The organism is Parabacteroides sp. KHUB-02, from assembly GCF_056640955.1.
The window spans coordinates 216,426-235,865 of the sequence record NZ_JBWQEV010000002.1; the positions used below are offsets into that span (position 1 = coordinate 216,426).

Annotated in this window: 20 protein-coding genes; 16 read left to right on the forward strand and 4 right to left on the reverse strand. The window is 48.1% G+C overall.

Going from position 1 to position 19,440, the window contains the following annotated elements; genetic code table 11:
• Positions 1-3 precede the first annotated feature (3 nt).
• The 7 genes from ACYIA1_RS21410 (at position 4) to ACYIA1_RS21440 (ending at position 8,353) form a co-directional block, all read left to right on the forward strand.
• Complete coding sequence (locus ACYIA1_RS21410) at positions 4-630, forward strand: acyltransferase (protein WP_057327205.1); 627 nt, start codon at positions 4-6, stop codon at positions 628-630.
• Positions 615-1,541 carry a glycosyltransferase gene (locus ACYIA1_RS21415; RefSeq protein ID WP_196009641.1) on the forward strand — a complete coding sequence of 309 codons (927 nt, stop codon included), beginning with the start codon at positions 615-617 and terminating at the stop codon, positions 1,539-1,541. Before ACYIA1_RS21410 ends, ACYIA1_RS21415 begins: the two co-directional genes overlap by 16 nt.
• Before the next feature lie 14 nt (positions 1,542-1,555).
• Positions 1,556-3,001 (forward strand): lipopolysaccharide biosynthesis protein, encoded by a 1,446-nt coding sequence (locus ACYIA1_RS21420; protein WP_270708434.1) that lies wholly within the window; start codon positions 1,556-1,558, stop codon positions 2,999-3,001.
• Positions 2,998-4,116, forward strand: a complete 1,119-nt coding sequence (locus tag ACYIA1_RS21425) for a glycosyltransferase family protein (RefSeq protein ID WP_270708433.1) — start codon at positions 2,998-3,000, stop codon at positions 4,114-4,116. Before ACYIA1_RS21420 ends, ACYIA1_RS21425 begins: the two co-directional genes overlap by 4 nt.
• A 682-nt stretch (positions 4,117-4,798) precedes the next feature.
• Positions 4,799-5,191, forward strand: a complete 393-nt coding sequence (locus tag ACYIA1_RS21430; RefSeq protein WP_005868373.1) for a hypothetical protein — start codon at positions 4,799-4,801, stop codon at positions 5,189-5,191.
• Positions 5,181-6,638, forward strand: a complete 1,458-nt coding sequence (locus tag ACYIA1_RS21435; RefSeq protein WP_005868371.1) for a replicative DNA helicase — start codon at positions 5,181-5,183, stop codon at positions 6,636-6,638. The genes ACYIA1_RS21430 and ACYIA1_RS21435 overlap by 11 nt, the downstream gene beginning before the upstream one ends.
• Positions 6,632-8,353, forward strand: a complete 1,722-nt coding sequence (locus tag ACYIA1_RS21440; RefSeq protein ID WP_434344396.1) for a DNA primase — start codon at positions 6,632-6,634, stop codon at positions 8,351-8,353. Before ACYIA1_RS21435 ends, ACYIA1_RS21440 begins: the two co-directional genes overlap by 7 nt.
• 234 nt (positions 8,354-8,587) lie before the next feature.
• Here the strand turns inward: ACYIA1_RS21440 and ACYIA1_RS21445 are convergent, their stop codons facing one another.
• The gene (locus ACYIA1_RS21445; protein WP_005868368.1) at positions 8,588-8,833 is read right to left on the reverse strand and encodes a DUF6722 family protein; all 246 of its coding nucleotides are present in this window, start codon (positions 8,831-8,833) and stop codon (positions 8,588-8,590) included.
• A gap of 198 nt (positions 8,834-9,031) precedes the next feature.
• On the opposite strand from ACYIA1_RS21445, the gene ACYIA1_RS21450 reads away from it, so the two are divergent.
• Positions 9,032-9,472, forward strand: a complete 441-nt coding sequence (locus ACYIA1_RS21450) for an HU family DNA-binding protein (protein ID WP_005868367.1) — start codon at positions 9,032-9,034, stop codon at positions 9,470-9,472.
• 1 nt (position 9,473) lies between these two features.
• Here the strand turns inward: ACYIA1_RS21450 and ACYIA1_RS21455 are convergent, their stop codons facing one another.
• On the reverse strand, positions 9,474-9,698 hold the full coding sequence (locus ACYIA1_RS21455; protein WP_005856539.1) for a DUF4248 domain-containing protein: 225 nt from the start codon (positions 9,696-9,698) through the stop codon (positions 9,474-9,476).
• Between the two features lie 91 nt (positions 9,699-9,789).
• Between ACYIA1_RS21455 and ACYIA1_RS21460 the strand changes: the two genes are divergently transcribed.
• From ACYIA1_RS21460 to ACYIA1_RS21495, 8 genes are all read left to right on the forward strand, one after another.
• On the forward strand, positions 9,790-10,257 hold the full coding sequence (locus ACYIA1_RS21460; protein WP_009017926.1) for a glucosaminidase domain-containing protein: 468 nt from the start codon (positions 9,790-9,792) through the stop codon (positions 10,255-10,257).
• A gap of 408 nt (positions 10,258-10,665) precedes the next feature.
• Entirely contained in the window at positions 10,666-11,850 is a 1,185-nt protein-coding gene (locus ACYIA1_RS21465; RefSeq protein WP_009017924.1) for a glycosyltransferase family 2 protein, read from the forward strand.
• Complete coding sequence (locus ACYIA1_RS21470) at positions 11,843-12,742, forward strand: glycosyltransferase family 2 protein (protein WP_480336375.1); 900 nt, start codon at positions 11,843-11,845, stop codon at positions 12,740-12,742. Before ACYIA1_RS21465 ends, ACYIA1_RS21470 begins: the two co-directional genes overlap by 8 nt.
• Positions 12,743-12,749: 7 nt before the next feature.
• A complete protein-coding gene (locus ACYIA1_RS21475; protein WP_057327136.1) occupies positions 12,750-13,805 on the forward strand; it encodes a glycosyltransferase family 2 protein in 1,056 nt (351 codons plus the stop codon).
• Positions 13,806-13,814: 9 nt separating this feature from the next.
• Positions 13,815-15,002 (forward strand): glycosyltransferase family 2 protein, encoded by a 1,188-nt coding sequence (locus ACYIA1_RS21480; protein ID WP_480336376.1) that lies wholly within the window; start codon positions 13,815-13,817, stop codon positions 15,000-15,002.
• A gap of 112 nt (positions 15,003-15,114) precedes the next feature.
• A complete protein-coding gene (locus ACYIA1_RS21485; protein ID WP_048927378.1) occupies positions 15,115-16,239 on the forward strand; it encodes a hybrid sensor histidine kinase/response regulator in 1,125 nt (374 codons plus the stop codon).
• Between the two features lie 160 nt (positions 16,240-16,399).
• Positions 16,400-16,732 (forward strand): 6-pyruvoyl trahydropterin synthase family protein, encoded by a 333-nt coding sequence (locus ACYIA1_RS21490; protein ID WP_005856525.1) that lies wholly within the window; start codon positions 16,400-16,402, stop codon positions 16,730-16,732.
• Entirely contained in the window at positions 16,719-17,264 is a 546-nt protein-coding gene (locus ACYIA1_RS21495; protein ID WP_005868354.1) for a 7-carboxy-7-deazaguanine synthase QueE, read from the forward strand. The genes ACYIA1_RS21490 and ACYIA1_RS21495 overlap by 14 nt, the downstream gene beginning before the upstream one ends.
• Positions 17,265-17,299: 35 nt before the next feature.
• On the opposite strand, the gene ACYIA1_RS21500 is transcribed toward ACYIA1_RS21495, so the two are convergent.
• Together ACYIA1_RS21500 and ACYIA1_RS21505 are read right to left on the reverse strand one after the other, a co-directional pair.
• A complete protein-coding gene (locus ACYIA1_RS21500) occupies positions 17,300-18,646 on the reverse strand; it encodes a dihydroorotase (protein WP_121960921.1) in 1,347 nt (448 codons plus the stop codon).
• A 39-nt stretch (positions 18,647-18,685) separates the two neighbouring features.
• On the reverse strand, positions 18,686-19,435 hold the full coding sequence (locus ACYIA1_RS21505; RefSeq protein WP_008780511.1) for a polyprenol monophosphomannose synthase: 750 nt from the start codon (positions 19,433-19,435) through the stop codon (positions 18,686-18,688).
• Between the last annotated feature and the right edge of the window lie 5 nt (positions 19,436-19,440).

Below are 19,440 nucleotides of genomic sequence, written 5' to 3' on the forward strand. Positions count from 1 at the left end.
GTCATGGATATAGGCCCAATCAAACAGAAAATCAAGCAAAATGAGTTTTTGAAGAAAATAGTATTCTATTCAATAACCTCTCCTAAAAATCCTAAACCTCGTTGTTGGGTAAAATGGTTTGTCAATCCTTGGATCCATAAGAAAGGAAAAGGAGCTATCATTCGAAGGAGAAGATCCCGTATTGATGTATTCCCTTGGAATCAGTTCACGGTAGGTAAAAATTCCCTCATTGAGGATTTCACGACCATCAACAATGGGGCAGGCGATGTTATCATAGGCGACAACGCCCGTATTGGAATCGGTTCGGTGGTGATTGGTCCCGTACGATTCGGAAATAAAGTCGGATTAGGTCAGCACGTTTTCATCTCCGGTTTTAATCATGGATATGAGGATGGAAATGTGGATTCCAATGAACAACCTTTAGTAAAGAAAACTGTAGTAATAGATGAAGACTCCCATATTGGAGCAAACTGTGTAGTCGTAGCAGGTGTCCATATTGGTAAGAGATGCCAGATCGGAGCTGGAAGCGTAGTAACTAAGGACATTCCAGATTACTCCGTTGCTATAGGTAATCCCGCTAGAGTTATCAAACGTTATGATATTAACAAACAAAAATGGATAAGAATCTAGTTAGCGTAATCATACCCCTATATAATACCGAGGAGTTCGTAGAAGAGGCGGTAAGATCTATCATGTGCCAGACTTTACGAGAAATAGAGATCATTGTTATAAATGACGGCTCAACAGATAACAGTCTATCTATCATAAAACGCCTAGCTGATGAAGATAAACGTATCCGAATTTATACACAGTATAACCAAGGGCCATCAGTCACCCGAAACAAAGGCTACGAATATACCCAAGGTAAATACGTTTATTTTATGGATAGTGATGATTATCTGGAGCCAGAAGCCTTAAAAACATGCTATATTAAATGTGAACGACAGGCTTTAGATTTCGTTTTTTTTGATGCGGACATATTAAACAAGGAAAAACATAAAAACATATCTTTAAACTATCAACGAAAAGATTGTACAAATCCGGAGTTAGTATATCAAGGCCCATATATCTTAAAACTCCTAATAGATCATAAGGCATATTCTCCATCCCCATGTCTTAATTTCATAAGAAGAGAATACCTAACAGAGATCCAACTCGATTTTCTTCCCGGAATCATCCATGAAGATCAATTATTCACATGCTTGTTATATTTACAGGCCCAAAGAGTATCCTCCATACACAAGGATTTCTTCAAACGTAGGCTACGGGAAGACTCAATCATGACCAGTAAGTTCTCAATGCGAAACATGGAAAGTTACTTTACGATAACTGCCCATTTAAGCAAATTCGCAGACTCACACCCAATGTTCCGTGAAATAATCGACTTATATTTATCAAGAATGCTCAACGCCGCAGTATGGCTATCCTATAAAATACCCTTTAAAGATCGCTTGAAAATAGCCAGACGATGTCTAAAAGAATATAGGCAATACGTGACAACAAAAAATCTAATAGTTTTATTATTCAAATCATTCCTATAAAAACAAAAGAAACTATGGCATCCATAAAAAAAGAATTAATATCAGGAGTATTATATACGGCCATATCCAAATATTCCGGAATAATTATTTCTCTGGTTGTCACCGGAATATTAGCACGCTTAATTGCCCCCGAAGAATTTGGTATAGTAGCAATAGCAACTGTAATTATTTCTTTTTTTGGTATTTTCAGTGACCTAGGTATTGCGCCCGCTATTATTCAAAATAAGGATTTAACAGGCAAAGATCTTAACAGAATATTCTCTTTTACCTTATGGTTGGGAATCATGATATCTATTCTTTTTTTCCTATGCTCTTGGCCCATTTCTTTTTTTTATAAACAAAAGACATTACTGACAATATGCCAACTACTATCCATCAATTTATTTTTTGCTTCGGCAAACATCGTTCCTAACGCACTCCTATTCAAGAATAAGGAGTTTAAGTTTATCGCATATCGTAGCTTAACTATCCAATTTATTGGAGGAAGCATAGCCATCAGTGCCGCCATCGCAGGTGCCGGACTATATGCATTAGTCATTAATCCTATTTTCTCCAGCATTCTCTTGTTTATCATATCATATCGGAAAAACCCTCAAAAGTTACAATATACATTCGGTCTGGATTCGGTCCAAAAGATATTCAGTTTCTCAGCCTATCAATTTTTATTTAATGTAATTAATTATTTCAGCAGAAACCTTGATAAATTATTAATCGGAAAATACATGAATATGAATGCCCTAGGGTATTACGAAAAATCATATCGGTTAATGATGCTTCCTTTGCAAAATATAACCCATGTGATCTCTCCTGTCATGCATCCAATCTTTTCCGGTTTTCAAGATGACTTGCATAAGCTAGCGGATTCATACGAGAAGGTTATTCATATTCTAGCCTTTATTGGTTTACCCCTGTCTGCGTTATTATGGTTTTCCGCAAGGGAAATCACTCTCATTTTGTTTGGGGATCAATGGATGCCCTCCGTTCCGGTATTCCAGATATTATCTATATCTGTTGGTATACAAATAATATTATCAACATCCGGCTCTATTTTCCAAGCGGCCAACGACACTAAAAGTTTATTCATTTGCGGCGTATTCTCCACTTTATTAAACGTATCTGGCATTGTAATAGGGATATTTGTATTTAAAACGCTCGAAGCGATCGCATGGTGCATTACTATCACATTTACGATCAATTTCATCCTATGCTATATATGGATGTATAAAGTGACATTAAAGCGTAATGTAAAAATCTTTATCCGACAATTTTTATCACCCATTGTATTAACAAGTATTTTGATACTCTTACTATGGCCTATATATGAGATATCATACAAGATGACTGAGCCAGGAAGCTTATCTGTTAAGATTCTGTTAGCTATATCTTTTTCTTCCATATATATACAATTAAGTGGAACTTATGATATTATTAACCTACTTAAATCCAAGATACAGAAATGAAAGCTTTATTCCTGATATTTCACGGTCTTAATCCTGCTAATGGGATCAGCAAGAAGATCTACTACCAAGTCAATGCCTTAAGAGCATGTGGCATTGATACGAGACTCTGTTACCTAAATGAGCCTAACGGCAGGAAATTGAGAATGATAGACTCCGAGGTACTACAAGATTATGGAGCAGGGTTCAAGGGTAAAATACTGAAAAGGATAGAATATTCCTCAATCGTTGAATATGCGAAGAAAGAAAATATTAGTTTTATTTATATGCGATCTGATCATAACGCTAATCCATTCACGATTCATATGGTTCATCAAATGCGTAAAGCGGGGATAAAGGTAGTAATGGAAATACCAACTTATCCTTATGACCAAGAATACGCAGGTTTCTCTCGCCGAAAATTACTATTTATAGATCAATGTTTCCGTCGTGTCTTGGCCAAACAATTATGCGGTATCGTGACTTTTTCCGACTATAAAACCATATTCGGTGTTCCTACCATACAAATATCCAATGGCATTGACTTCTCGCAAATTAAATTGAAACAACAGGTCAACGATACAAACAAGGAACTTCACCTAATAGGAGTAGCGGAGATTCATTACTGGCATGGATTTGACCGTCTGGTTAAAGGTCTGGCTGATTATTATGATTCACATCCCAATTACAAAGTCTTTTTCCATATTGTAGGAGATTTCTTCGGGCAACGAGAAAAAGATGATATCCTTCCAATCATCAAACAGCATAAATTAGAGAACTACGTAACCCTTCACGGCGCTAAGCACGGCGAAGAGCTTGACCGGCTTTTTGAGAAAGCAGACATGGCCATCGGTAGTCTTGCACGGCATCGTAGCGGTATCACCCATATTAAAACATTAAAGAACAGGGAATATGCCGCCCGGGGCCTTTCTTTTATTTACTCTGAGACAGATAGCGACTTTGAGAATAAACCGTATATACTTAAAGTGCCCGCAGATGAAACCGCCATCGATATAAACTCATTAATACATTTTTATGAAAAGCAATCTCTTTCTCCCCTTGAGATCAGGGAATCAATTCGATCTCTCTCATGGGAAACTCAAATGAACAAAATAATTAACTCTATAAAAATCTCATAAGAAAAAAACATGGTTATTCCTTCGCAAAAAGGTAAGACGCCTTCTTTTTCCTATGATATTTGTAGGGAGCACTTACTATACATAAATAATATTCACATGACTAGAATTCACGAGTTATAGGCCATTATCTACAAATATATTTTAGTGTCTAGAATCAGCCTCAAGGCTGCACAATCACTCATAGTTTATTAAAATATTCAATCCCTAAAAAAATATCTATTTTCCAATTAACATCACATAATAATCCTCCATAAATTTAGCTATTACTATCTAAATAAAGCGTACTATAACACATGTTTGTAAACATTTAATATCTTCGTATATATTTTGTTTTATCGCAATTTTATTCCGATCTTTGCAGAGATTTAAACAACAATTATAAATCCTCACGATCTTCATAAAAAAAGAGTGGAATATTTATTCATTCATGATTTACGGCCATTGTGAAAAAACGATCTAAATGAAATGGTTCTTCAAAAAAGACGGAAACGACACGTTTCCTATTTAAATCTTTTAATAACTCCCTTGTATATTTATATATAGCGGTGCGAAATCGTGGCGAAAAAAAGCAACGATTCCAAGCTTATCCGCTAAGGATTAAGAAGTTCAGAGTTTGATCTAGAATGCGATTCAGAGTACGATATTTATTAACACGCCCTAAAGGGGTATAATTCAAAACATTATGTATAAACTATTCAACACGGATGAGCTACGGAAGAACGGCTACATCCGCTATCCCAGAGTTTTCTTGGATATGCTCATAAGAAATTGTTGCAAGGGAAAGCGGATCCCGACGCAAATAGGGATCATGCTGTACCTGTACAGCAAAGTCGCCTATAGCCCTTACCAATGTCCATGGAAAAATGACACATACACCATCCAGAAAGGGCAATGTATCGTGAAAATACCCGAGCTGGCCACTTATCTTGGCTGCACGGTCTATGCCATACGGAAAGGATTGGAAGAGCTAGAACAAAGCAGCGTGATAACCAAGAAAAAACTAGATCACGGTATGGCGGTGGAAATTATCAATTATCAGTCGTTCATACTAAACAAAACATCTTATGGCAAATAAGAAAACGCTAACCCCTACCTCCCTCCCCGCCAGCCTCACGCTACCCGAAGAGCGGAAAGCGGAGAAAGCCCTGCTCTTCGGGCTGCTGGCCTCACGCAAGAGCCTTCCCGAGATCGCCTTCAGGATAAGGCCCGAGATGTTCACCCACCCGGATATCGCCTTGGCGATAGAGGCCTACCTCAGCCTTCACGGGAAGGGGGAAGGAACGGATATACTCTCGGTGGAGAAAGAGATACGGAGGCTCTCGCCGGAGAGGGCCGGGCAACTGCCCGACCTCTTCGAGCTGGCCCGGCAAGACGGCTACATGGAGGTAGGCGGAGAGTTCGTACGGCAGCATTGCCAGTACATAAGGGAGGCCTTCGTGGCAAGGCGGCTTATCCTGAGGTGCCACGAGCTGGCGCATAAGGCGGCGGCCGACGACCGGGATACGCAAAAGCTGATATCGGAACTGGGAACGGTGGCCGATGAACTGGGCGAGCAGCTCTCCCTCACCCACGAGATACCGGACATGCCTACCGCCACCGCCGAGGCCATGGCACGGGTACGGGAGATACGCGAGCGGGTAGCCCGGGGCGGTACGGCGGGCATACATACCGGGCTGGGGGGACTGGACAGGCTTATGGGAGGGTTGCGGACAGGCTCGCTCCACGTGTTCGCCGCCCGCCCGGGCATGGGAAAGACGGCCTTCGCCCTTTTCATGGCGGTGAACGCCGCCAAGCAAGGGGTACCGGTTTGCGTCTACAGCCTGGAGATGTCGAGGGAACAGCTGATCTTCAGGATGCTGGGACAGATAGCCGACGTGGAGCCTTCGAAGATCACCAAGGGAACCGCCACCGAGGAGGAGATGAGAGCCTTGGAGGAGGCGAGCCGGCAGCTGAAAGAATTGCCGATATGTATCAACCAACGCTCGGACATCCAAATAGACGAGATACGCTGCGATATCTCCCTCAGGAGGCGGCAAGGGAAGTGTTCCCTCGCCATCATCGATTACTTGCAGCTAGTAAACCGGGACGACAAGGGGCAGACCCCAAACGAGGCCATCTCGAACATCACCCGCAAGGCCAAGATTACGGCGATGGACGAGGAGATACCGATCGTGCTGCTCTGCCAGCTGAACCGCAATTGCGAGACGAGGGGGACCTACTCCTTCAGGCACCAGCTATCCGACCTCCGGGACTCCGGCTCTATCGAGCAGGACGCCGATACGGTGGCCTTCATCAGCCGCCTCTCCGTGGTGAACATACACGAGGACCCGGATACGCACCTGCCTACCCGGGGGAGGGGCACGATCCTGCTGGCCAAGAACCGCCAAGGCGAGCTGGGACACGTGCGCTTCATGCACAACGAGGGCGTGACCTCCTTCTGGGACGACACCCAGCCGGCATGCGTCCGCAAGGCCCGGGCAGCGGAGCCTAAACCGAAGGGAAAGGGCCTCTTCGAATGCTGACGGACGATACGCTGCGCAAGGTGCGGGAGACGGCCCGCATCGACGAGGTAGCCTCCGGTTACCTCACGCTACATCGCTCGGGGAAGGACTTCGTGGCGCTGTGCCCGTTCCACGACGAGCGGCATCCCTCCTTCCGCGTCTCCCCGGCGAGGAACATCGGGAAGTGCTTCAGTTGCGGCGAGGCGGCGGACCCGATACGGCTCGTGTGCCACATGGAGGGATGCGGCTTCGAGGAGGCAGTACGCCTACTGGCACGCAAATACAATATCGAGGTGGAAGAGACCGCTGCCGCTGGTCGTGAGCGGCGGCGGGACGAGCGGGAAGCGTTGTTGCTGGCGAACGCCTCGTTCGCTAGCGGCCTGCTACCGGGCCACCCCGTAGGTACGGCACGTACGATAGAGGATCGCCATGGGCTGGAAGAGACCTACCGCGGCTTCGGCGTGGGACTTTGCCCGCCCGACGCCCCCCCGGCGTTCCGCCCCTTCCTCGGCCGGCTCGTCTTCCCGGTACACACCACCGGGGGGCAGGTGGCCGGGTTCGCCGGACGGAGCCTTGCCCCGTCGGAGAAGGGGCGGAAATACGTCAACTCCCCCGACAGTCCCGCCTACCACAAGGGGCATATCCTCTACGGCCTGCACAAGGCGGTAAAGGCCGTACGCTCCGAGGGGCGCATCCTGCTTTGCGAGGGATACAAGGACGTGCTCGCCTTCCACGCCTCCGGCATACGGTACGCCGTGGGGCTATGCGGCACGGCGCTCACCGAGGAGCATATCCGGGCGATACGGAGGCTGGCCGGGCAGGTGACGCTCTCTCTCGATCCCGATCCGGCGGGACGGCAGAACACGGTCCGGTGCGCCCATATGCTCCTGTCCGAGGGATGCGCCGTCAGCCTACTTCCCCTACCCGACGGCATGGACCCGGACGAGGTGTACCGCCGGAAAGGGAGCGACGAGCTGGCACGCCTAGCACGGGAGGGTACCCTCGATTACCTCTCCTACCGCATCCGCCAAGCGGCTTCCCGCCCTCGCACGGACACCACCGCCATCAACGGGGCGTTGGGCGAGATCGGCCTCCTCTCCTCCCCGCTGGCCGTGTACCGGAGGCTTGGGGAGCTATCCGGGGCGACGGGTATACCGATGGAGGTATTACGGCAGGAAATGTCTGTCGCCACAGACCCGAAAAGCGTAGCGGCAGCGGCACCGAGGAAGAAAGTCGCAGGCCTCACGCACGCCCTGCCACGAGAAAGGGCGTTACTGCGTTTTTGCCTCACGCACCATGACCGGATGTTCTACGACCCCGACGGAAACGAGATTTCCCTGCCCGCATGGGTCTCTGGCGAACTGGCGGACAACGAGCTTCCCCTAGAGGACCCGGAACACGCCCACTTGCTCCACCTCCTATCCGAGGGCAAGCACCCGGACGGGATAGCGGACGAGCGGCTCTCCGCCCTTGTCCTCTCCCTCCGGGCCTCCGCGCCGCAAGATACCGGGCCGGTACCGGACGAACGGCTTCCCGGCGAGACCCGCTTCCAAGTGCTCCTCTACGGCGAGTCCTTCGCGCACCGGAAGCTAGCCCGGGCCTTGGAGTCCGTCCGCACGGCGGCGACACCCGAAGAGCGCCTGCGCCTACAAGCCACGCTCGAGAATCACTTCGCCCTAAGCGACCGTATCGCCAAGGAATTGCAAAGCCAAAGTATCCTGCCGGAGGGGATATAGGGGGGAGACAAAAAAAACTACCGTGTTTGGCACCGAACACTATTGTGCCGGGAAGCCAACACAGTAGTATCCGAAGCCAAACACAGTAGTGTCCGGACCGGAAATACGATAGTCCTTTTATTTCATGCTATCCAACCAACGCTTGCCGGATGGCGTGTACATCCAAACGATAAACACCACAAGTATCAATAGCATTACCCCGAAAAGAAATGTCAATGGATTCATAGCTCTTTATTATTTCAAGATTTTATTACCACAGAAAGCTAACCCGACAGAGAACAAGATCCCTACCATGAACATTCCAATCATACTTATCTCTATCTTTTCCGATTGGAATAACATAGCTATTCCACCCAGCACCAATGCCGTGAACGTCAGTTTTGACAAATCGTAAAAATATTTGCCCAACGTCTCACGCTGGCACTTCGCCCGTTCACGGGACTCACCTCTCACGTCTCGCCGCTTGTCTTTCTCTTTCATACCGTAAATTTTTCATGTCAATCGAATTTTGATTGGGCAAACATACGCTTATTTCGTTAGAAAACCAAGCGTTATTCACTCAAAATCCACCTCTTTACCCCCATTCACCCGACCTCGCCCCCCTTCGTCCCCGTTGACCGGAATCCCACCGGCGGCATGTCGTACCTTTACAACGTAATCAAAAAAACACCAGACATTATGCCGATCAAGTACCGATTAGTCTTACGAAAAGACATGACCAAGGGAGCCGCCGCCGGCTCCAAGTTGTATTACGCCGTGAACAAGTCCACCGGCACCTGCGATTTCGAGGAGCTGTGCGACCAGATCGCCGACCGCAGCACCGCCTCACGGGGCGACGTGCAGGTCGTGGTAGACGGCCTTCTCTACATCCTCAAGCAACGCCTCCAGAAAGGGGAGACCGTCCAGCTGGGCGATCTCGGCCACTTCCAAGCCGTGATCGGCAGCAAGGGCACCAAGCTGGAGTCCGACTTCAACGCCTCCCTTATCAAACGTCCCCGGATCGTCTTCCGTCCGAGCGTGACGCTAAAGAGCGTCACCGGCCTCGCCAAGTTCGAGAAGATCGTGCCCGACGCACCCGCCCCGGGAGGAGGCGACAGCGAATCCCCCGACGAAATCTGACTCAAGGCTCCCCTAGATGAGAAACGATGCACTCCCGCTGACGGGGCGATAAGATCCGTTGGCGGGGATGCCATCCGCACTCCTCCAGCCGCTCCATCAACTTTCCGCTGACACGTATCCACCGGGACAGCTTATCCGAGGCTTTCTTCTTCGACAATAAGGGAAAATAACTCATCGCTATATCACAAAAATAATAGGCGCCGACACCGGTCTCCCGCTTTTCCATACTGATGCTGTTTATTTATTAACTTATTCAAAGATAGTAATTTAAGATTAATTTTCCAAGAAAAATCAAATCATAATTCATCGTATATATCATGAAACAAGCCTATATCTCCACCCACCTTGCCGACGCCCAGTCCGCCGGCGACCGCTTCCACCTAAACCCCATCATCCTCCTTGCCCAAGCCGCCCTAGAAAGCGGCTGGGGCACCTCCCGCCTAGCCCGGGAGGCCAACAACCATTTCGGCATCACCGGCTACGGGGCGAGCAACGCCTTCTGGCACGGGGGCCGCGTCACCGCCCGATACAAGCGGGGCGAGTTGCTGTTCCGCCGCTACGACTCGGCACGCAACTCCTACCTCGACTTCGCCCGCCTCCTCGTCTGCTCCTACCCGCAGGCCGCCGCCATGAGCCGTTTCCCCGCCGACTACGCCAAGGCCATCGCCTACAGCCCCTACATCAGCGAGCTGAACGGCGACAACCGGGAGCGCTACCGGGAGACGCTGGTACAGCTCTGCCACGAGATCGAACCGATTTACTCATCCCTAAAAAACAACAATTGATATGAATAAGATACGACAAATACTTGCCTTCGTCCGCAGCCTGCTGGATTTCTTGCTAAACCTAGGATCTCACACGCCCCAAAAACAACCGCCCCATGACACGACCGACACTCCCACGGAGCCCACGCCCCCCTTTCCCCCACTTCCGCCTGCTCGCCTTGGCCAGCCTCTTCCTGCTGGCGGTACTCTCCCTCCTGCTAGACATGCGGGAGGCGGCGTTGGCGGCTATCGGGGCGATACTCTCGCTCTCGTCCACCCCTCGCCCGGCCCCTTGAACCTGCTGGGCTGGGGGCTGATACTCTCGGCGGCGCTGAGCTCGCTGGGAAAGATATGGCCCCCTTAGGTGAGAAAAAACGGCAGAATCAAACTCTTATTGAAAATTATAAGTACTTTTGTAAAAAAAAGCGAATGCACTTGTTGATCTACATAGATATCGCCCTATTCATTTTCATCGCCTTTTTCATAGGCTATGACCTATTTTTTACGTTGGCGTCCTTTTTTCGGAGGAGGTACCGGAAGCACCGGAGCATACGGCTCCAGAAGTTCGCCGTCATCTTCGCCGCCTATAAGGAAGACCAAGTCATACAGGAATCCGTGGAGCGCATCCTCCTGCAAGACTATCCGGCGGACAAATACCGGGTGATCGTGGTATCGGACCATATGCGGGAGGAAACGAACCAAGCGCTCGCCAAGCTCCCGATCGAGCTCCTCACGCCGGATTTCAAGCATAGCATGAAACATAAGTCCATCACCTACGCCTTGGAATACCTGAAGGGGGGAATCGATAAAGTCGTCATCCTCGATGCCGACAACCTCACGGATACGGATTTCCTGACCCGGGTCAACGATATCACGCAAGACAACATCGCCCTGCAAGCGCACCGTACCCTCAAGAACGACAATACGCCGATAGCGGTATGGGACGGTATCTCCGAGGAGATCAACAACACCATCTTCCGCAAGGGGCGGGTCAATGTCGGGATCTCCTCCTCCTTGATAGGCTCCGGCATGGTATTCGACTTCGGATGGCTGAAATCCCACATGCCCCAATGCGGCACTTTCGCCGAGGACAAGGAGCTGGAGATCTATCTCGCCACGGAAAATATCTTTGTCGATTACGCCGAGGACATCCTCGTGTACGACGAGAAGACCTCACGCCAAGAGGTCATGGCACGGCAAAGATCCCGCTGGTTCCACGCCCAACTGCTGGCATTCTCTTTGATCATACGGCATCTCGACCTCCGTACCCTCAACTGGAATTATATGGACAAGGCGGTCCAATGGTTCCCGCTCCCGAGAATATTAAAACTGATCATCCCGTCTCTCCTCGCCTTGGCATGGAGCCTCACAACTTTCCCGCTTGCCCTGAAATGGTATGGACTGATATTAATCAGCATCTTGACATATACGCTGGCCATTCCCCGCAAGATGCATACACGGAAACTTTACAGGAATCTGTCGAAGCTTCCCTTCCTTTTTTTCATCTTGACAAAAGGATATATAGCCTCATTCATCCGGATAAAAAACAAGGATACGAGCTTTCAGAGCACTCCACATGACATAACGATAAAAAAAGAAGAAAGCCATGATTAAAAAAGTCTCCATTATCACTATCAATTATAACGGGTTGAAAGATACCGTCGAGATGATAGAATCCTTGGCTATCCATGAGACTTATCCTCATGAGATCATTGTCGTAGACAACGCTTCTACCGACCCTCTGGAACATAAGCTTCTCCAATCCAAGTTCCCAGACATACAGGTTATACGGAGTGAGAAAAACCTTGGATTCGCCGGTGGTAATAACTTGGGAATATCATATGCCACAGGCTATTATTTATTACTTCTTAACAATGATACAATCATTACCCAACCATTCCTAAAAGCATTAGTAAATAGACTGGACAGCAATCCTCGAATAGGATGCGTCTCTCCTAAAATAGCTTGTTGGCCCGAAAAAGAACGTTTACAATACGCAGGTTCCACACCAATGAGCTACATAACGCTCCGGAACACCTCCATTGGCTATGATCAGTTAGACCAAGGACAGTTCGAAGAAGCGCATGAAACCTCATTCGCTCATGGAGCTGCCATGGCAGTCAAGGCGATTGACATACAAAAATTCGGGAAAATGCCAGAATTCTACTTCCTTTATTATGAAGAGTTAGATTGGTGTACTCAAATTCAAAAGACTGGATCCTCTATTTGGTTTGAGCCCAAAGCTATAATCTATCATAAGGAAAGCGCTAGTGTGGGTATTGAGAGTCCTTTGCGTATATATTATCACACCCGAAATCGTCTCATATTTGCCCAGCGCATTTTATCAAAAAAAAGAATTCGTATATGTTCATATATATATCAAACGACATTTGCTCTTTGCAAAAAGATTCTAATATTTACGATTCAAGCAAAATTCCATCTTATTCCATTTTTGTTTAAAGGAATAAAAGATGGTATTTATTTCATAAACAATAACTCAAAATAACAAAGTTATGTATAAAGTTTCTTTAGCAATACCTATTTATAACGTGTCTCTATTCGTAGAAAGAGCGTTACTATCCGCATTAAACCAAACATATGATAATATAGAATATTTAATAGTAGACGATAAAGGGCAAGATGATTCCATGGACATTGTCCATAGAATTATTAAAGATCATCCAAGAGGAAAGGATGTCCGTATCATCGAGCATCCGTATAATATTGGCCTTGGGGCTACAAGAAATACTGCCATTGATAATGCGCAAGGCGAGTATCTGTTTTTTATGGATAGTGACGATGAGATCATCCCTACATGTATAGAAATTCTCGTACATAAAATGCAAGAACATCCAGTTGATTTCATCGCAGCATCACACATGAAGAAAGATCTCTCAGGAAAGACCTACCCTACTTATACGTATAGCCCGATTTTAATCCAAGGAGATGATTTACCAGTCGCACAATATCGATATGCACAAAACAATGATATATATGTAATGAGCTGGAACAAACTTTATAATTTAAACTTTTTAAAATCCCATAATATACAGTGTATACCTCATCAACTGGTAGAGGATTGCTGGTTCACATATCAAGTTATTATATCCGCAAAGTCTTGCCAATTAATATCCGATCAAACCTTGTATTATACTATAAATCCAGAATCCACAACCTCAAAGATCAAGACACAAGGGTATTCGATGAAATTAAGTATCAGCTACGCAGAAATAGAAAAAACAAAAAGAGCCTATATAGCCCACTTAAGAGCACACTCAATTTATCCCTGTTTGCTCTTCGATACCATGTTCATGGGCCTATATCATGCCTACAGAATATTATGCGTAGATAACAAAATGGAAAAACAAGAAAGGAAAAAACTCGCATGCTCTTTATTAACTCGAAATTTCCAACTACCTAACCGAATTATCTGTAGTACCTCTTACCTTCGTTTTCTTGCTATATACATTTTTTACAGTTTACCTATAACTATAAAAATCAATTTGGTGAATTTAGCCATCAAATTTAAAATCAAGGATATACTTCAAAAATGGTTTCACTTCAATTAAATAGATTTTATGGAAAAGAGCTGTCAAGTCATTGAGATCCTCTTCTGGATCGGGATCGGGATCGTTTTCTATACCTATCTGGGGTATGGGATCGTATTATACCTTATGGTCAAGATCAAGGAGCTGTTCGTTAAACCCCGGCTCCCCCGCCTTCCCGAGACACTACCGGAGGCCACGTTGCTGATAGCCGCCTACAACGAGGAGGCGATCGTGGCGAGCAAGATGGTGAATTGCAGACAACTGGATTATCCGGCGGATAAGCTGAGACTGGTCTGGATCACCGATGGAAGCAATGACAACACGAATGAGAGACTGAAAGAGTACCCGGAGGTCACCGTACTGTACCAACCGCGGCGACAAGGAAAGACCGCCGCCTTGAACCGGGCCCTCCCCTACGTCAATACTCCCTACGTCATCTTCACCGACGCCAACACGATGCTGAACAAGGGCGCCATCAAGGAGATCATACGCCAGTTCAGCGACCCACGGGTAGGCTGCGTGGCCGGAGAGAAACGGGTAGAGATACAAGCCGAGCAAGGAGCCACCGCCGGAGAAGGCATATACTGGAAATACGAGTCCGCCCTCAAGCGACTGGACTACCGGTTATACTCCGCCGTCGGGGCGGCAGGCGAGCTCTTCGCCATCCGTACCTCCCTCTTCGAGCAGATGCCCCCGGATACCCTACTGGACGATTTCATCCTCTCCCTGCGCATAGCGATGAAAGGCTATAAGATCGCTTACAGCAAAGAGGCGTACGCCCTCGAGGGCGCCTCCCTGAACATGCGGGAGGAGGAGAAACGTAAAGTACGCATATCGGCCGGAGGATTGCAATCGGTATGGCGGCTACGGGGATTATTGAATATCTTCCGGTACGGGATACTGAGCTTCCAATACATCAGCCACCGGGTACTGCGCTGGACGCTGACGCCGGTCGTGCTCTTCGCCCTCCTGCCCCTCAACCTGCTCCTTGCCTGTACCGGGCATACCCTTTACACGGTCATCCTTGCCCTGCAATTAGCGTTTTACCTGCTGGGATACTTGGGGTATAAAATGGAAAAACGGAACATCCGGAACAAGCTATTATTCATTCCTTATTACTTTTTATTCATGAATATCAATGTCATACGAGGGTATAGCTATCTCGCTAAGCATAAAGGCACAGGCGCTTGGGAAAAAGCCAAACGAGGCGCGGGATAAAAAAATAAAAAAATAGATGGATAAATAGTCGTTATATGTCGACTTTAATTAATACTTTTGCGCTATTGATACTATTTGAATATCAAGAAAACTAGAACACAATTTAGATACAATGGATAAATTGGCCTCAGAGTATAAAGTTCTTATCGTAGATGATGTCCCTACAAACGTCATGCTAGTACAAGCCATACTGAAGAAAGAGGGATATACGCTTTTGACTTGCGACAGCGGGACAAAAGCGCTACGCATAGCTAACGAGAAACACCCAAATCTGATATTACTCGATATCATGATGCCTGAGATGGACGGATATGAGGTCCTCCAGCATCTGAAAAGCAATCCCGAGACTACGGATATACCCGTGATTATCATGTCCGCCCTAAGCGATATGCAAAGCATCGTGAAAGGTTACCAATTGGGCGCCACCGAATACGTCACAAAGCCTTTCCAACGTGAGGAGCTGGTGAAGAGGGTGGCCCACCGCTACGAGCTTTACAGCATCAAGCGCATCAAGGCCGAGCTGGAGAACACGATCGAGTCTAGGGATACGCTATACTCCGTTATCGCCCATGACCTGCGTTCCCCGCTAGGCTCGTTGAAAATGATGAATAACGCCATCTTGATGATGGTGGACAAGGAGCGGGTAGGCGACGAGGTGTACGAGATGATCCAGATGATGAACAAGACCTCCGAGGAGATCTTCCTCTTGCTGGACAACCTGCTGAAATGGGCCAAGAACCGCTTGAACAAGCAGCACGTATATAAGCAACAGACCGACATAAACAGTATCATCGACAGTACCGCCGAGATGTATGTCCCGATGGCGGCGCAAAAAGGCGTGAAGATTATCCTAGAAAATCTGGATAAAGAGCTGGTAGGCTTGGTCGATATCGATATGCTCAAGACGATTATCCGTAACCTGATCTCTAACGCCATGAAGTTTAGTTTCGAGGGGGGCACGATCACCTTATCCTCACGCTCCGAGGGGGATTTCGTAACCGTTAGCGTGAAAGATACCGGCAAGGGCATCAAGAAAGAGGATCAAGACAAGCTCTTGAAACAAGACTCGCATTTCACGACCTACGGGACGAAGAACGAGAAAGGCTCCGGTCTGGGATTGATGCTTTGCAAGGACTTCGTGGAGCTTCATGGAGGAAAGCTTTGGTTCGAGTCCGAGGGCGAGGGCAAAGGAACGATCTTCCTGTTCTCGATGAAGGCGCTGAACCAAGAGGCATAGCCGATCGACGTACCGCCTGTCTCTACCGATCGTAGACAAGTGTCGTACAAACAAACTAAATATTTCGTATATTTGCATCCCGGATTAATATCCGGGATTTTTTTGTGTGCCGAGGTGACATTAGGTACATTATTATTTATCGTATAAACATTATTATCGTATGTATACCGTAATTAAACGTATGGAGATCTCCGCTTCCCATAGCTTGAGATTGTCCTACCCCAGCAAATGTGAGAATCTACATGGTCACAATTGGATGATCACGGTTTATTGCCGCTCCAAGGAATTAAACGCCGATGGCATGGTAGTCGATTTCAGTCATATCAAGAGATCGGTGAAATCCCTGTTGGACCACCAGAACTTGAACGATATCTTGCCTTTCAACCCGACGGCGGAGAACATAGCCTTTTGGGTATACGAGCAGATCCCGTCTTGTTTCAAGGTAGAGGTAAAAGAGTCTGAGGGTAACACGGCGATCTATGAGGAAGATTAACGAGATATTCTACAGCTTGCAAGGCGAAGGGTTCCATACGGGGACTCCCGCCGTATTCGTCCGCTTCTCCGGTTGCAACCTGAGATGTAGCTTCTGCGACACCCGCCACGAGGAGGGCGTAATGATGACGGACGAGGAGATCGTGGAGAAGGTATCTTCCTTTCCCGCACGGATGGTAATCCTGACGGGAGGAGAACCTAGCCTGTGGATCGACAAGGCGCTTATATCCCGCTTACGTGAGGCGGGGAAACAGATCTGTATCGAGACCAACGGCACACGCCCCTTGCCCGACGGCATCGACTGGGTGACTTGCTCGCCCAAGGAGAACGCCCCGGTGGTATTGGAAAGAGTCGACGAGATAAAGGTGGTTTATACCGGGCAAGACCTGTCCGCATACGCCGAAATCCCCGCACGGTACCATTTCCTGCAACCCTGCTCCTGCCAAAATACGAAAGAGGTAGTGGATTACATCCTCCGGCATCCCCGGTGGAGACTAAGTCTGCAAACCCATAAACTGATCGATATCCAATAGATAGGATGAGACGGGGGCATGCCCCGTCTCTACTGCTATAGATAACGGACTTCTTTACCTCTCACGGCGTCATTCACCTCTCCATCGCCATAGGCCAACTCGCCATTCACGAAAGTCTTCCATACGCCATGGTGGAACGTATAGCCCTCGAAAGGAGACCAGCCGCATTTGTACAAGATATTCTCCTTCGATACCGTCCAAGTCTGCTCCGGATCGATCAATACGATATCGGCGTAGTATCCGGGACGGATGTATCCCCTCCTATCGATACGAAACAGCTCCGCCGGCATATGCGCCATCTTCTCGACCACCTTCTCGTACGTGAAACGGCCTTCCATCGCCAGCTCCAACATCGTGATCAAGGAGTGCTGGATAAGCGGTCCTCCGGAAGCCGCCTTCAAGCAAGAGCCTTGCTTCTCCTCCGGTAGATGCGGGGCATGGTCGGTAGCCACGATATCGATCGTATTGTTATTGACCGCCTCACGCAGCGCCGCGCGATCCTCGATCGTCTTGATAGCGGGATTCCACTTGATACGATTACCGAATTGGGCGTAGTCGCCGTCATGAAACCACAGATGGTGCACGCAGACCTCGCCGGTTATCTTTTTCTCGCTCAAGGGAAGATGGTTACTGAGCAACGATAATTCCTTCTCCGTGGAGAGATGCAGGATATGCAAACGGGAATCCAAGCGGGTAGCCAGTTCAACCGCCTCGGCCGAGCATTGGTAGCAGGCCTCCTCGCTACGGATCTTGCTATGGAAAGAGATATCCAGATCCTCGCCATGCAGGTTCGTGTAATACTGGATATTACGCCGGATCACCTCCTCTTTCTCCGCATGGATGGCGATCAGCATACCGGCCTCGCCGAAGATACGCTCCAACGAGTCTTTCTTGTCCACCAGCATATTTCCCGTAGACGAGCCGAGGAAGAGTTTCAGTCCCGGCACACGGCTACGATCCAGCCTGCGGATCTCGTCCATATTATCGTTTGTCCCACCGAAGAAGAAGGAGTAATTCGCACGGGAGACCTCGGCGGCACGGTTGAATTTCCATTCCAGATCGGCGATCGTCGTGGTCTGTGGCTTCGTGTTCGGCATGTCCATGAAGGTCGTCACGCCACCGGCCACGGCCGCACGGCTCTCGGTCCCGATATCCCCCTTATGGGTAAGCCCGGGCTCCCGGAAATGCACCTGATCATCGATGACGCCCGGTATCAACCATTTCCCCGTAGCGTCGATCACTTGGTTCGCCTCGGCACGCACATTCCCGGGAACCTCCCCCTCGAACACCGCCGCGATCTTATCCCCCTCCACCAACACCGAGCCGATAAAAGAACGGCCCTCGTTGATGATTCTCGGATTTTGGATTAATATTTTATTCATCTTTCTTATTCTATTATAAATTGTCAAACTCTGTTTTCATTAGGCATGGCTCGCATGTTTCCTCGGATACTTCCTGAAGAAACTCCACCATTTCAATTGAAGGACGCCGAATAAAGCCTCCCCGAATATCGAAGAGTTCATCTTGGAGACACCCAAGGCACGGTTGATAAAGATGATCGGCACCTCCACGAGCTTGAAGCCGCACTTATAAGCCGTAAACTTCATCTCCACCTGAAAGGCGTATCCCTTGAAATGGACACGGTCCAGATCGATCGTCTCCAGCACCTCACGGCGGTAACATTTAAAGCCCGCCGTCGTATCCTGTATCTTCATACCCGTGACGATACGGACATACACCGAGGCGAAATAAGACATCAACACACGGCCCAACGGCCAGTTCACCACATTCACCCCGTTGCAATACCTCGACCCGATGGCTACGTCGGCACCCTGTGCGGTACAAGCGGCGTATAGCTTCGGCAGGTCATTGGGATTATGACTGAAATCGGCGTCCATCTCGAAAATAAAATCATATTTATGCTCGATAGCCCATTTAAAACCCCGGATATAAGCGGTACCCAATCCCAGCTTCCCTTTACGCTCCACGATAAAAAGACGCTCCGGGAACTCCTTCTGCAAGCCCTTCACGATAGCCGCCGTCCCATCCGGAGAGCCATCATCGATCACCAAGATATGAAACACTTTCTCCAGCCCGAACACGGCACGAATGATATTCTCAATATTCTCCTTCTCGTTGTATGTAGGAATAATGACGATACTGTCTGACATATACT

What these genes read in the sequence shown, in the direction of transcription:
- ACYIA1_RS21460 (WP_009017926.1), top strand. Translation starts at nt 9,790, where the DNA reads ATGAAACAAGCCTATATCTCCACCCACCTTGCCGACGCCCAGTCCGCC.
- ACYIA1_RS21415 (WP_196009641.1), top strand. Translation starts at nt 615, where the DNA reads ATGGATAAGAATCTAGTTAGCGTAATCATACCCCTATATAATACCGAG.
- ACYIA1_RS21495 (WP_005868354.1), top strand. Translation starts at nt 16,719, where the DNA reads ATGAGGAAGATTAACGAGATATTCTACAGCTTGCAAGGCGAAGGGTTC.
- ACYIA1_RS21470 (WP_480336375.1), top strand. Translation starts at nt 11,843, where the DNA reads ATGATTAAAAAAGTCTCCATTATCACTATCAATTATAACGGGTTGAAA.
- ACYIA1_RS21430 (WP_005868373.1), top strand. Translation starts at nt 4,799, where the DNA reads ATGTATAAACTATTCAACACGGATGAGCTACGGAAGAACGGCTACATC.
- ACYIA1_RS21485 (WP_048927378.1), top strand. Translation starts at nt 15,115, where the DNA reads ATGGATAAATTGGCCTCAGAGTATAAAGTTCTTATCGTAGATGATGTC.
- ACYIA1_RS21440 (WP_434344396.1), top strand. Translation starts at nt 6,632, where the DNA reads ATGCTGACGGACGATACGCTGCGCAAGGTGCGGGAGACGGCCCGCATC.
- ACYIA1_RS21505 (WP_008780511.1), bottom strand. Translation starts at nt 19,435, where the DNA reads ATGTCAGACAGTATCGTCATTATTCCTACATACAACGAGAAGGAGAAT.
- ACYIA1_RS21455 (WP_005856539.1), bottom strand. Translation starts at nt 9,698, where the DNA reads ATGGAAAAGCGGGAGACCGGTGTCGGCGCCTATTATTTTTGTGATATA.
- ACYIA1_RS21410 (WP_057327205.1), top strand. Translation starts at nt 4, where the DNA reads ATGGATATAGGCCCAATCAAACAGAAAATCAAGCAAAATGAGTTTTTG.
- ACYIA1_RS21490 (WP_005856525.1), top strand. Translation starts at nt 16,400, where the DNA reads ATGTATACCGTAATTAAACGTATGGAGATCTCCGCTTCCCATAGCTTG.
- ACYIA1_RS21425 (WP_270708433.1), top strand. Translation starts at nt 2,998, where the DNA reads ATGAAAGCTTTATTCCTGATATTTCACGGTCTTAATCCTGCTAATGGG.
- ACYIA1_RS21450 (WP_005868367.1), top strand. Translation starts at nt 9,032, where the DNA reads ATGCCGATCAAGTACCGATTAGTCTTACGAAAAGACATGACCAAGGGA.
- ACYIA1_RS21475 (WP_057327136.1), top strand. Translation starts at nt 12,750, where the DNA reads ATGTATAAAGTTTCTTTAGCAATACCTATTTATAACGTGTCTCTATTC.
- ACYIA1_RS21445 (WP_005868368.1), bottom strand. Translation starts at nt 8,833, where the DNA reads ATGAAAGAGAAAGACAAGCGGCGAGACGTGAGAGGTGAGTCCCGTGAA.
- ACYIA1_RS21420 (WP_270708434.1), top strand. Translation starts at nt 1,556, where the DNA reads ATGGCATCCATAAAAAAAGAATTAATATCAGGAGTATTATATACGGCC.
- ACYIA1_RS21435 (WP_005868371.1), top strand. Translation starts at nt 5,181, where the DNA reads ATGGCAAATAAGAAAACGCTAACCCCTACCTCCCTCCCCGCCAGCCTC.
- ACYIA1_RS21480 (WP_480336376.1), top strand. Translation starts at nt 13,815, where the DNA reads ATGGAAAAGAGCTGTCAAGTCATTGAGATCCTCTTCTGGATCGGGATC.
- ACYIA1_RS21500 (WP_121960921.1), bottom strand. Translation starts at nt 18,646, where the DNA reads ATGAATAAAATATTAATCCAAAATCCGAGAATCATCAACGAGGGCCGT.
- ACYIA1_RS21465 (WP_009017924.1), top strand. Translation starts at nt 10,666, where the DNA reads ATGCACTTGTTGATCTACATAGATATCGCCCTATTCATTTTCATCGCC.